This window comes from Streptomyces sp. NPDC006512 (assembly GCF_040611935.1).
In the GTDB taxonomy this organism is placed as follows: domain Bacteria; phylum Actinomycetota; class Actinomycetes; order Streptomycetales; family Streptomycetaceae; genus Streptomyces.
In genome coordinates this window covers 1-12,715 of record NZ_JBEXPG010000106.1, presented here as the reverse complement: position 1 = coordinate 12,715, position 12,715 = coordinate 1, and the positions used below count along the sequence as shown (strand labels likewise).

11 protein-coding genes and 1 pseudogene are annotated in these 12,715 nt (G+C 70.1%); 8 read left to right on the top strand and 4 right to left on the bottom strand.

Annotated features, from left to right (window positions below; translation table 11 throughout):
* Positions 1–123: 123 nt before the first annotated feature.
* From ABZZ17_RS38880 to ABZZ17_RS38865, 4 genes and pseudogenes are all read left to right on the top strand, one after another.
* Positions 124–501, top strand: coding sequence for a hypothetical protein (locus ABZZ17_RS38880; protein WP_356883925.1), 378 nt, complete (start codon positions 124–126; stop codon positions 499–501).
* 69 nt (positions 502–570) lie between these two features.
* A complete protein-coding gene (locus ABZZ17_RS38875; RefSeq protein WP_356883924.1) occupies positions 571–1,065 on the top strand; it encodes a hypothetical protein in 495 nt (164 codons plus the stop codon).
* A gap of 121 nt (positions 1,066–1,186) precedes the next feature.
* Entirely contained in the window at positions 1,187–2,986 is a 1,800-nt protein-coding gene (locus ABZZ17_RS38870) for a trypsin-like serine protease (protein ID WP_356883923.1), read from the top strand.
* A gap of 705 nt (positions 2,987–3,691) precedes the next feature.
* A pseudogene (locus ABZZ17_RS38865) lies at positions 3,692–3,823 on the top strand (HU family DNA-binding protein); the annotation flags it as partial.
* 130 nt (positions 3,824–3,953) lie between these two features.
* Here ABZZ17_RS38865 and ABZZ17_RS38860 read toward each other — a convergent pair.
* A complete protein-coding gene (locus ABZZ17_RS38860; protein ID WP_356883922.1) occupies positions 3,954–4,268 on the bottom strand; it encodes a hypothetical protein in 315 nt (104 codons plus the stop codon).
* A gap of 183 nt (positions 4,269–4,451) precedes the next feature.
* Between ABZZ17_RS38860 and ABZZ17_RS38855 the strand changes: the two genes are divergently transcribed.
* Positions 4,452–5,441, top strand: coding sequence for an AraC family transcriptional regulator (locus ABZZ17_RS38855; RefSeq protein ID WP_356883921.1), 990 nt, complete (start codon positions 4,452–4,454; stop codon positions 5,439–5,441).
* Between the two features lie 13 nt (positions 5,442–5,454).
* Here the strand turns inward: ABZZ17_RS38855 and ABZZ17_RS38850 are convergent, their stop codons facing one another.
* Entirely contained in the window at positions 5,455–6,417 is a 963-nt protein-coding gene (locus tag ABZZ17_RS38850) for a helix-turn-helix domain-containing protein (RefSeq protein ID WP_356883919.1), read from the bottom strand.
* Positions 6,418–6,789: 372 nt separating this feature from the next.
* Between ABZZ17_RS38850 and ABZZ17_RS38845 the strand changes: the two genes are divergently transcribed.
* Positions 6,790–7,728, top strand: coding sequence for a ribosome-inactivating family protein (locus ABZZ17_RS38845; protein ID WP_356883918.1), 939 nt, complete (start codon positions 6,790–6,792; stop codon positions 7,726–7,728).
* A gap of 81 nt (positions 7,729–7,809) precedes the next feature.
* The gene (locus ABZZ17_RS38840; protein ID WP_356883916.1) at positions 7,810–8,463 is read left to right on the top strand and encodes a hypothetical protein; all 654 of its coding nucleotides are present in this window, start codon (positions 7,810–7,812) and stop codon (positions 8,461–8,463) included.
* A gap of 96 nt (positions 8,464–8,559) precedes the next feature.
* Here the strand turns inward: ABZZ17_RS38840 and ABZZ17_RS38835 are convergent, their stop codons facing one another.
* Positions 8,560–9,711, bottom strand: coding sequence for a DEAD/DEAH box helicase (locus ABZZ17_RS38835; RefSeq protein WP_356883914.1), 1,152 nt, complete (start codon positions 9,709–9,711; stop codon positions 8,560–8,562).
* Positions 9,712–9,839: 128 nt separating this feature from the next.
* Positions 9,840–11,531 (bottom strand): carboxylesterase family protein, encoded by a 1,692-nt coding sequence (locus tag ABZZ17_RS38830; protein WP_356883912.1) that lies wholly within the window; start codon positions 11,529–11,531, stop codon positions 9,840–9,842.
* A 146-nt stretch (positions 11,532–11,677) separates the two neighbouring features.
* Between ABZZ17_RS38830 and ABZZ17_RS38825 the strand changes: the two genes are divergently transcribed.
* The gene (locus tag ABZZ17_RS38825) at positions 11,678–12,601 is read left to right on the top strand and encodes a MerR family transcriptional regulator (protein ID WP_356883911.1); all 924 of its coding nucleotides are present in this window, start codon (positions 11,678–11,680) and stop codon (positions 12,599–12,601) included.
* Positions 12,602–12,715: the final 114 nt, after the last annotated feature.

Sequence of the window (12,715 nt, the reverse complement as noted above, 5' to 3'; positions counted from 1 at the left end):
GGTCACCAGCAGCGACACCTTCCCCTGGGGCCGGTGGTCCAGGTGCCACATCAGGTCGGACCGCTGTTCCTCGGCCTTGCACGGCCGTACGCACCGGATACAGCGAACACGGCAAAGGATCCCGTGCTGACCTCTCAGCTGTCCGCCTCCCAGTGGTGGATCGCCGCGCTCGTTTCCGGGCTCGCACTCGGCCTGGCCGCTCAGTCCATGGCCACGACCCCGAGGGACAGGCTGATCGCCTGGTCGCTCCCCCTCGTGGGCGCGGTGTCCATCGCCGGCGGCTCCGGCGCACGCGGCTACACGGACCGGACGCCGCTGGTGCTCTACACCGCCACCATGGTCATCCTGGTCGTCCTCAGGATCGTCTTCGCCGGGTACGTCACCCGCCAGTTGGACCTGAAGCGCCAGGGGAAACCGATGGAGGAACTGTCCCGCGGGCAGACCCTCGTGTTCCTCCTCGCCTTCCTGGCCACTCTCATCGGCGTCGCATATTTCATCTGATCTCTGCAGGTAGCCCGCCCTGGCGGTGCGCCTCCAATGGAAACCTGTTTCGAATAAGAAGGAAGAACCATGAAGATTTCCCGAACGATCATCGCCACGGGCGCGGCGACCATGATCTGCGCCGCCGCCATGACCGCGGCCTACGCGCAGTCTCCCTCCACCGTGCAGGCGGCGAACGCCGAGCCCGGCTACGCGGTCGAGATGTTCGAGTACCCCGACGGCGCGCGGATCGGAGCCGAACTCGGCATCGTCCTCAAGCGCGGTGACGGTCACATCGTGCTCGCCGACTGCTCCTCTTCGGAAAGCCAGATCCAGGTCTTCTCCCGGACCCGCGGGACGTTCTGCTTCCGCACCACCGGGTCCTCCGGCCACCTGGCCGTGGAGATCCCCACCGTCTACGGCCTCCGGGGCGACGCCACTCACAAGACCAGCGTCAAGCTGACCGCTGAGGGTGCCCCCGAGCAGAACATCGACGTGGACAAGAACCAGTGGAAGCCGGTCGGCGAGGCCGCCGACCCGCAGCGACGTGACCACGTGCTCGTCGAGCTCCGCACCTCGAACTAGCACCGATCGGCCGACCGGGACCCTTGCGGGAGACCGTCAAGCCGACGGAGGTCGGCCGGGGACGGGCTGCCCGCGCGGCCCCCGATCGCTTCCCACGCACCTCTTCATCGAAGGAAGAACCATGCTCGTACCCCGTCCGCGCCCGGCGCGGACAGCCGGCCTGCTCTCCGCCGCGGTGATCACCGCCGCCCTGCTCCCGGCCGCTCCCGCCCTCGCGGTGGCCGGCCCCGAGGCTCCGGCCGGCCAGTACAACTCGGTCGTGAAGCTGAACATCGGCGACGAGGCCAACGCCCGAGCCTGTACGGCAACCCTGGTCGAGGCCAACTGGATCGTCACGGCGGCCAGTTGCTTCGCCGGAACTCCCGGCACGGCGGTCCCGGCCGGCAAGCCGGCATTCAAGTCGATCGCCACGCTCTCCGACGGCAGAGCCGTCGAGGTCGTCGACCTCGTGCCCCGCACCGACCGTGACCTCGTCCTGGGCCGCCTGGCCGGCGCCGCCACCGGTCTCCCGGCCGTCACGATCACCCCCACGGTTCCCGCCGCGGGCACCGACCTCACCTCGGCCGGGTTCGGACGGACGAAGACGGAGTGGGTCCCCGGCAAGCTCCACACCGGCACCTTCACCACCAACTCCAGCACCGCCACCACCCTGGCCGTCACCGGCAAGGGCGCCGACGTCCTGTGCAAGGGCGACACGGGCGGCCCGCTTCTGAACGCCGCCGGTGAGCTCGTCGGCGTCAACTCCCGCTCCTGGCAGGGTGGCTGCCTCGGAACCGACGCCGCCGAAACCCGTACGGGCGCCATCTCGGCCCGCGTGGACGACATCGGCCAGTGGATCCGTGAGACGGCGCTCTACTCGACGGTCGAGAACGACCTCAACGGCGACGGCCGCTCCGACGCCGCGATGGTCTACCACCACGACAACAGCACGATCGGTTTCCACACCGCCCTGGCCAAGACGGATGGTGGTTTCGATGAGTTCACTGTCGGTTACACCGTTCCCGCCAACAGCTGGGACCGCAACGCCATGAAGCTCATCACCGGTGACTTTAACGGTGACCACCGTACCGACATGGGCATGATGTACCGCTTCAGCGATGGCAGCATCAAGATGTACACCGGTCTCGCCAACTCCAGTGGTCACATTCAGCCTTTCACCAGCAGCTACACCGTCCCTGCCGGCGCGGGCTGGAACTGGAACGCCATCGAGCTGCACGCGGGCGACTTCAACGGTGACGGCCGCTCGGACGCGGCGATGGTCTACCACCACGACAACAGCACGATCGGCTTCTACACCGCGCTGGCCAAGACGGATGGCGGCTTAGATGAGTTCACCGTCGGCTATACCGTCCCGGCCAACAGCTGGGACCGCAACGCGATGAAGCTGATCACCGGTGATTTCAACGGTGACCACCGTGCCGACATGGGCATGATGTACCGCTTCAGCGATGGCAGCATCAAGATGTACACCGGTCTCGCCAACGCCAGTGGTCACATTCAGCCCTTCACCAGCAGCTATACCGTCCCTGCCAGCGCGGGCTGGAACTGGAACGCCATCGAGCTGCACGCGGGCGACTTCAACGGTGACGGCCGCTCGGACGCGGCGATGGTCTACCACCACGACAACAGCACGATCGGCTTCCACACCGCCCTGGCCAAGGCCGATGGCGGCTTCGATGAGTTCACCGTCGGCTACACCGTCCCGGCCAACAGCTGGGACCGCAACGCGATGAAGCTGATCACCGGTGATTTCAACGGTGACCACCGTACCGACATGGGCATGATGTACCGCTTCAGCGATGGCAGCATCAAGATGTACACCGGTCTCGCCAACGCCAGTGGTCACATTCAGCCCTTCACCAGCAGCTACACCGTCCCCGCCAGCGCGGGCTGGAACTGGAACGCCATCGACCTCCACTGACGGAGTCCTCCGGTCTCCCTCTCCGCACCTCAACACCGCGCTCTTGCCGTGAGCCACGGAAGGTGTGCACGGCGGCGACACGCGAGTCGTCGAGCCAGACCGGCGAGAACGACCCCGACGTCCCGACTTGAGTTGGCGGGCACAAGAAGCTCCGCAAGGAACGGGAGCAATGCTCGCTGCTTGTGGGACAAGGGCTGAGCAACCGAGAAGCATGCAAGATCGTCGGCATCAACGAACGGACCGGCCGGGAGTGGCGCAATGACCGGTCGGACCCGACACGGTTTCGGCCGCCTGCGCGATCAGAGCAGGCGGCCGACTCGTCTCCGTCACGGTGCTTGCGCGAGGCCGAACGCATCCAAGACCGCCTGGGCTGGCGCTGGAGCCCGGAGCAGATAGCCCAGCAACTCCGCACGGACTTTGCCGACCGCCCGGAGATGCACGTGGTGCACGAGACGATCTACTGAACTTTGCGGGTTGTCGTATGCGTTATCCGGACGGTGGGGGCCTGGCCGCTGAGCGTCGGGCGTTTCGTGAGGGGATCCGGTTCCAGGCCGGCGAACGGTTCGCGGCGGGTGAGCAGACCCTCGTGATCGCGAAGGACTGCCGGTGAGTGTGAGAGCGTTGGAACGCTGGCGCCGGGCCTGGCGCGAGGGCGGCCTGGCGGTTTTGCGCTCGACGCGAGAAGCGCCACCGGGGCGCGCGTACGGGGAGAATCCCCAGACGGGCGAGACGGTGGCGATCGAGGCGAGCAACACCGTCGCGTTCAAGCCGGGCGAGAACCTCCGGGAGAGTGTGAACGCGCCCGCGAGGCCGGCCCGGAAGGTCAAGACCGCTTGATACAGCCCCGGTCTCCCGCACTGCCCGCGGGTGACCGGGATCTGGGGTGGGGGAGCGGAGTGGACCCCGTACGGGAGGGCCGGCCGCTAACCCCCTGAGATGCACCCGGCTCGCCGACCGTCCCGGCAGACTACATCCGCCCCCCGCAGCTTCGCTGCCGGGGGGCGGATGTAGTCGCGGTGTCAGCGGCCGGGGTGGCCGGCGTCGCGCCGCTCACCCCGGCCGGCCGGACGATCCGGGCCCCGACCTCGCCGGTGGGGCCACCTGTGACGGTCGCGCACTCCTCGTCCACGTCGGGCTCGGCGATCGAGCCCGAATGCACCTTTTCCAAGGCCTTGCGGCCGCCGGCCGGAGCCATCTGGAACAGGAACGTCGGTGTCCTGATCGCCACCGCGAAGGGGGCGCCAGGCTCCAGTACCGGCGTGACAGGGGCGTGGTCGGTCATGGATCGGACCTCTCTGTGGTTCGACGGCGTCTGCCCACGCAAGGGGGTTGACCTTGAGTGCACGGCTCCGGCGGGAGGGCGCCGGAGAACAGAGGCGTGCACTCGTAGGCAAGTGGGCAGGGCGTCGCTGCCAGGAGGATGAACACCCTTGGATTCCGACAACCGTTGACGGAGGGGTAGTTCGTGCTGCTGCTGGACCTGGAGGACGTCGCACCGCGCGAGAGGGTGGACGCGTTCCACCACGCGATGACGGACACCTCCGTGCCGAACGACATCGTTCACGAGGAGCCCGAGACGGGTATGCGGGCCCGGATCGAAGGATGGCGGGTGGGCGGGCTGGACCTCTTCGACGTGCGGTGCTCGGGGTTCGAGGTCCGGCGGACGGCCCGGCACGTGCGCGGGCACCGGGACCGTCCCGTGGTCTCGGTCTCGCTCCAGACCCGGGGCGTCCACCGGGCCGAGCAGGCGGGTGGACGGTTCACCCTGGGACCTGAGGACATCTGCGTCTTCCACGAGCTCGCACCGCGCACCTACGGCTGGTCCGGATACGGGGCCTCGCAAGCCATCACCATGGACATGGAGCATCTCGGGGTACCGGTCGACACCGTCCTACGGGCCTCCGTACGGCTGCGGGCCAGCCCCCTGCACGACCTGCTCCTGGGGCACTTGCGGGCGTTCTGGCGGGACCCGGGCCGCCTGGAAGCGGACCCCGGAGCCGCCGCCCTCGCGAACGCCACCACCGAGCTCCTGCGGGCACTCCTCACGTCGGCGGCGCACGACGAGCGGGACCGGCAGCTCCGAGAAGCCATGGACAGCTCCCTCGTGGCCCGGATCATGGCCTACGCGCGCCGCCACCTCACCGATCCCGACCTCGGCGCGGAGCGCATCGCCGCAGAACACGCCATATCCAAGCGTCACTTGTACGTGGTGCTCGGTCGCGCGAGCATCCGTCTGGAGCAGTGGCTCATCGGCGAGCGGCTGGAGGCGGCGTGCCGCCTGCTGGCCTTGCCCCGTCATGCCGCACTGCCCGTATCCGCGGTGGCGGCCCGTTGCGGCTTCAGCAGCCCCAGTCATTTCACCAGGCGCTTCCGTGAAGCCTACGGAGTCACCCCGAGCGAGTGGCGCCGCCACCGGCTCCGCCCCGCGGTCCCGATCGCCCGCAAGTACACCTGAGGGCGAGTCCGTCTCACCGTGCCGCGGTGTGCAGGGCCCGCCACTCGCTCGGGGTGAGGCCGTAGGCCTGTTTGAAGGCGCGGCTGAAGTGGGCGGCGTTCGGGAAGCCCCAGCGCCGGCCGACGGCGGCGATCGGTCGCCGGCACCCGGATGAGGCGAGTTCGTCACGGCAGCGCTCCAGGCGCTGTGCCCGGATCCAGTCGCCCAGGCAGATGCCTCTGCGCGACAGGGTGTTGTAGAGACAGCGGCGTGAGATGTGGTGATGGGCGGCGATGCGTGCGGGGGTCAGGTCGTGCTCGCCCAGGTGGGTGCGTGCGTAGTCCAGGATGCGCAGGTGCAGGGTGTCGTGCAGGGCTTCGGAGGCCCCGTGTTGGTCGCCGAGCCGGGCCGTGACGAGGGCACGCAGCAGCTCGATGCCCGGCCGGCCCGCCGCGTCCAGGCAGTGCTCGGAGGAGGGGGCGGGGTGGGATTGGTGACGGGCGATGCGCCGTAGGCAGGTGGCGGTGAGGTCGGCCAGCGGGTCCCGGCGGCTGAGACGGACTGCGGTGGCCCGGTCCAACGTCCCGGCTCGAAGGCCGAGTTCAGCACGCGGGATGCGGAAGAAGTGCTGGTGGATACCGTCCCTGTTGAGCAGGGTGTAGGGGCGGGTGGTGTCGTAGAGCGCCAGGTCGCCGGGTTCCAGGAGGGCCTCCCGGCCGTCCTGGACGACCATGCTGCTACCGGTGACCTGTAGCCCGACGAACACGCTCGGCTCCAGGTCGTCGCGGGCGAGCGAGCGGGTGCGACGGATGGTGGTGGCGTTGGCGCGCACCGAGCAGACCTTCAGCGGTCCGACCGTGCTGATCGCACCCACCGTACGGATCAGGCGGGGGTCCGGCTGATGTGTGATCTCCACCCGTACCACGCTGTCCCAGATGGCCTCGCGGATCGCCTCGGCCCGCTCGGCGGGAGCCATGGCCGCACTGTCGATCAACATCTGTCGGTTCTCCTCCGCCCCTGGGCGTCGCTCAGCGGACCGGCCCCTGGGCGAAGTCAAACGGGTGACGGTATTCGTGACAAGCCGCGGTTCCGGGCATGACGCCCGCGACGCCACTGCCCACCGTCGTCGGCGGCCGGAGCGACGGCCGCCGCGGGCACGCTCTTGGAACCGTGCACTGACAGGACGACGCTGTGCACTGGGAGATCACCGGGGGGACGGGGACGGACCTAGCGTGGAGGCGGGCCCGTGCTGCCGGACCACCCTCCCGACGGGGCCGAACACGGCTCCGGGGAGGGCGAGTTCGCCGGCGCCGGTTCCCGTCCCGCCGCCGGTTCGAGTCGGCGGCTCTCCCCGACCCCTGGAGTACCCATGTCCCTCATGCCCCTGCTGCGTCTGAAGCGGTTGCTCGCGCCATCGGGCCGGCGCCTCATCGGCTCCGCCGTCGCGCTCGCGCTCTGTGCCGGCTTCGTCGGCCTGGCCGCGCCCGCCGCGCAGGCCGACCCCACCCAGCCGAACACGGTCGTCGACTGGAACATCGACTCCCTGGAGAACGGCGGCCGGAGCGCCCACGACGCGTACTACGGCATGATCGACCGGATCCATCGCGTCAGTGGCCACGACTTCCGCTCGGCCAACAACATCGACGAGAGCACCACCCAGCTCTCCCGCCTGATTCAGATCCGAGTCCTCCGCCGGGGCAGCCAGGTCGTCTCGCTGTACTTCTGGGCCAACAACCTCTACCTCGCCGGTTTCTACGCCCCCGGAAACCAGCAGAACGAGGGCCGGCACTACGCCTTCAACGACACCTGGCCCGAGGACTTCAACCATGTCCTGAACCTGCAGACGCCGGCGACCCGCCTTCCGTGGGGCGGCAACTACGTCTCCCTGCCCGGCGGGAACAACCGTACGGACGACGTCATCAACGGCCCCAGCCTCCACGACGCCCTGCTCGTCCTGGGCGGCGCCCGGGCCCGGATCGAAAACGGCGGTGCCCGCGGCGCCACCCAAGTCGGCGAGGCCCTCACCCTCACGATCCAGGCCACCGCCGAAGCGGCCCGCTTCGGCCGGATCTTCGACACCGTCCGCGGCAACATCGGCACGGGCACCAGGACCCCCATGGGTACGGACAACGTGGTCCTCCAGAACAACTGGAGCCAGATCTCCCGCTGGATCTACCGGGCGAGCAACGACCCTGCCTACCCGACCCACAACGGACTCACGCTGAACGGCGTCGTCTACACGGCCCTGCGCGCGCTGCTCACCCACCTCCTGTACGTGGAACTCCACAGCGGATCCCGCCCGCGCTGATCCACCGGTGATGGACGCCAGGTCCGTCCGATCTGATGCGACTACGCTGGCGGAGCCATCCCACGTGAACGAAGGACGCAAATGGCTCGCCCCTACACCCCCGGACCGAAACAGTTCGTCTTCGCCGTCGGCGATGGCCACGACCAACGGGTTTCCGTGGGCGACGCTCAGGAGGCCTACGTGGCGTTCTCCGCGTTCTTCCGTGATAGGGATTCCGACACCTACACCGTCACCGACGAACGGTCGGGGCAGAGTCTGGTACTCATGCCCGAGCGAGGTGTGATCTCCCGGACCAAAGGCGCGGACCGACCCCGGTCGGAATACCTCCAGGTCGACAGGGGCAATCGCTACCTTCCGAGCGCCATGCTCTTCTTCGAGAACGGGTATGCCGGCCTCGACCACTTCGGCCAGTGGTTCCCCGACCTCGACGACCTCGACGCGTCACCGGAGACTCGCGGTGCCGCCCGCGCCGCCACGTTCACGACGCAAGCAGCGGCGATCGAGGAAGTCGGCCGGATCTGGGCGGATTCGGGCATCGTGGACCCGAGCGACCAGTACTACGTCTTCTTCGACTCACACGAGGTCGACGATGACCGAGCCGAACGAGCCGCATTGCTCCAGTTGATCCAGTTCCTCGGCATCGAGCGGGTCGACGCTCCGGCCGAGGCCGCCGGGGGCGAAGTCTGGGTGCGCACCGACCCACGCCTCGACGCCGAATGCGCACGCTGGTCGTGAACAGACGGTACGGGGTCGGGCCCCGACATCGTCGTGACGCCCGGTAGTCCCAGCCGGTCGGGCACGCATCTCCCCGCCCGGCCGCCCCGTCGGTGGTCACTCGGTGTCCGTCGGCCAGGTGGCCCGGTCGCGGCGGTGGTCGAACTCCGTCAGCTCGGAGGAGAGGACGTCGAAGTGCGGGAGCGGAGCCCACAGGCTGCGCTCGCCGATGACATAGAGGCGGCGTTTGGCGCGGCTCGCGGCGACGTTGAGCAGGTGCGGGGTGCGGGCCGCCCAGTCGCGGGCGCCGGGCCGCCCGCCACCGAGCACGAGGACGACGACGTCAGCTTCCTTGCCCTGGGCCCGGTGGACGGTGGCGCAGCGTTCCTCGATCAGTTCCGACGTCCAGCCGTCACGACCGCGGCAGATCTTCTGGCATTCGGCGACGAGGGCCCGGAAGGGGGCGATGACGCGCACGCGCTCCACGGCGACGCCGTGCCGGTGCAAGTGATTGAGGACGAACTCGAAGGCCCGGCGGTCGCGTTCGCCCCACGGCGCATCGGACGGGCGGGACCGGTCGTCGGTGTTGAGCCAGCGGCTGGGCAACAGGCCGTCCCTTTCCTCATCGGGGAACGCCTTGTGCCTGGTGCCGTGGACCATGAGGCCGCCGTAGGCGACCTCGTTGCTGACCGTGAACATCGGCTCTTCGCAACGGCGGTGCACGCGCAGCGGCGAGCCCACCCAGACGTGCTCGTCGCCGGCGTCCGGGGCCGGCAGGTAGGTGCCGTAGCGGTTGGTCCGGTCGGCGACGGCCTGGGCCGAGGTGGCCGACGGCAGCCAGTGCTCGTCGACGCCGTAGGCGCGCAGCAGCCGGCGCTGGAGGGCCGCGGGCATGGTGACGACGGGTTCGAGCTGGAGCGGATCACCGACCAGAACGGTCCGGCGGGCGCGCCACAGCGCGCCGACGGCGGCTTGCGGGGTGGCCTGCCCGGCCTCGTCGACGAGGACCCAGCCGATGGACTCCCGGCCGAGGCGGGCGAACATGCTCCCGACGGAGGAGAAGGTCGTCGAGACGACGGGCACCAGGAGGAACAGGGTCTGCCAGGCGTGCGCGACCTCCTCGTCGGGGACGGGCCCGTTGGTCCCGGCCATCAGCTCCATGAGGACCTGGAGGTTGCCGCGGACCTTCTGCGCGGCCCCGGCGGCGAAGGCGCTGTGCAGGTCGAGGGCGCGCAGGAACAGGTCGCCGCGCGCGCCCCCGTGTCGCACGCGCGGCGTTCTGCCGCTCCCCTGAAGATCAGCCGTGTCGCCGAATCTACCGGACCGTCAGCAGGGCGTTACCCGGAGCCGCAACGCAGGGCCCCACAGGGCTGGTTCGACCGGAGGGGGAATCAGGCTCACCGAGGCAGGCTGTCCCAGAACGAGCAGTGGTGTGCTGTACGTGCGTCGACGGGGCGGATTCCGCCCGCTCCGGGAGCCAGCGACTGCACCGACCGCGCGAGGGGTGACGAAGGGTGGAGGCGGGGCCAGAACGGGGCGTCGGAGGCGTTCGGGTTGCCGGTGCGCGCGAAGTCCGTCCAGTAGTCGACCATCCGGTCCGACAGGGCGCGCTGGGCGTCGGTCAGCGGTCGGTCGGTGGGGAAGGAGGAGAACAGGAACGGCATCTCGAAGCCGTGCGCCGCGCCGTAGGGGAAGTCCGGGTTCGCCGGCAGTCCGGTGAGGACAGGAGCGTCCGGATCGCTGAACTCGTAGCCGTAGAGGGGGAGGCCAGGGGCGCGAGCGGCGATGGCCCGGCCGGCTGCCAGTGTGGTGCACGCGAAGGACCGGTCGGTCAGCACCGCCGCCCAGGCCAGTGCGGGCGTGGGGTGGTGAGCTGCCGGATACTGCGCCTCGACGGCCGGTGCGGCGGGCCCGAAGGCGTCCACCAGACGGGCGCGGTAGTCGCTCTCGGTGCGGAGGGGGAACGCGGCGAGCGACAGACCGACGAACATCCGCATCTCGTCGTGGTTGGTGCCCAGCATGACCGGCACGCGGTGGAAGCGCCCCGATGCCAACGCCCGGTCCGGTGCCTCGGGCAGCAGCGCGTTGCCAAAGGCGGGCCGGTTGAAGGACTGCATCAGCTGGGCGGTGGCGAGGCGGTCCGTGCTCTGCCCGCGCAGGCACGCCAGTACCTCGTCTCCGCCGCCCGCCGGGCAGCCCAGTTGCCCGGCGGCTGCCGCACCGGCCGTCTGGACGTCGGCTTGTGAGGCGAACGGTTCGTACGCCGGGGTTCCGGGTCCGAGAGCGCCGCGCGGGAAGGAGGTGAGGCAGGAACCGCTCTGGAGCACGGCTCGCTGGAAGAGTCCGGCGGCCGTCGGCGAGGTGAGGTGCGCGCAGATGCCGAGGGCGCCCGCCGACTCGCCGAACAGGGTGACGCCGCGCGGGTCGCCGCCGAAGCGCTCCGCGTTCGCCCGCACCCAGCGCAGGGCGGCCTGTTGGTCCGCCAGGCCGAACGGCGGAGCGGAGCCCAGCCCGGGGTGGCCGAAGTAACCGAAGATCCCCAAGCGGTAGTTGACCGTGACGACCACCGCGTCGCCCCGGACCGCCAGCTGTCCGGCGCTGTAGTCACCGCCGGAACCGCCCAGGAAGGCGCCGCCGTGCATCCACACCAGCACGGGCCGCTTCTGGCCGGCCGGCTTCGGCTTCGGAGCGGTGACGTTGAGGTAGAGGCAGTCCTCCGAGCCGAGGACCGCGCCCGCACCGGGTGCCGGCATCTGGACGCAGCGCTGGGCCGGCGTCGTCGCGTCCCGGACGCCGTGCCACGGGGCGGCGGGCACGGGGGCGCGCCAGCGCAGCGGTCCGGTCGGCGGCGCAGCGTAGGGAATGCCGTCGAAGGTGGTGTACGAGCCGTGCGACACGCCGCGTACCAGGCCGTGGTCGGTCCGTACGACGGTTCCGCTCTGCCTCGCCGGGTGCGGGGCACCGGGTTGTGCGGCGGTCGCCGGCACGGCGGTGGCCGCGAGCAGCGCCACCGCGCAGAGCGCGGGGAAGAGCGCCCCGCGGATCCAGGGTCCGCGGCGTGGCCGCGGTGCTGTCGTGGTCGGGGACATGCGTACCCACCGTTCTTGGTCGAGGACGGGATCTGAGGAGGCCGGTCAGGCCCGGACGAGGCCTGAGCGGTGGGGGACCGGTGCGGACCGACGCGGTCAGTGATCCATACGCTAGGACCTCCCGCGCGCTGGAGGTTCAAGAGACTGTGACGCAAGACACGTGGAGCATCGGTGAGCTCGCGGCCGGCACGGGGGTTCCGGTGAAGACCCTCCGCTACTACTCCGACAGCGGTCTGCTGCCCGTGGCCGGTCGTAGCAGCGGCGGCCATCGGCGCTACGGTCCTGAGGCGTGGGAGCGGATCCGTTTCATCAGACGCCTGCGGGCGCTGGACACCCCGATCGCGACCATCACGCAGGTGGTCACCGGCGAGTGCTCCCTCGGTGAACTCGTGGCGACCGAGCTCGAAGTGGTGCAGGAACGACTGACCGAGCTGCGGTGGCGCCAGGCCACGCTCAAGTCCCTGGACGACTGCACGAGCGAGGAGCGGCTACGGCGGCTGGAGGTCCTCTCCCGCGTGCAGCGGCTCCCACAGGCGCACCGCACCCTCACGGATCACTGGTATCGCGAGCTGTCCGCGACCATGCCCAGGCACCGGCTCGACATCATGGTCGCCATGCTGTCACCCGCCCCACCGCAGGACCCCGATCCCGATTCGGCCCTTGCCTACGCCGAGCTGCATCTGCTCGTCTCCACACCCAGCTTCACCCGCTGGACCCAGGACCACGACGAGGAGATGAGGGACGCCCCGGCGTTCTACGGGGAGATCGACGATGCTGCCGTTCTGACGGCCGCCGCCTTGGCCCAGGGGCTCCCGCCCGGCCCCGGGGACGCGGTGAACGCCTTCGTGTCCGCCCATGCGCGAGCCCGGCGGGAGTCCGACACCCCCGCCTTCCGCGCCCACCTGCACGGGCTGGTGTCGCGCTCATCCGGCTTCGACCCCCGCCTGGAACGGTATTGGGCCCTGGTCGGCACCGCCACCGGCGGGGCCGTGCTGAACATGACGGTGGCTCACCGATGGCTGACCGACGGACTGGCGATCTCGATGGCCGAGAACGCGCCTTCGGCATAGAGCGGCCCGAGCCCACCCGTCCCCCGGGGGACTCACACGCGGGCGCCGCCGCCGCGCACCGGCGCGGGCGGCGGCGCGGGCGGCGGCGCGGGCGGCGGCGCGGGCGGCGGCGCG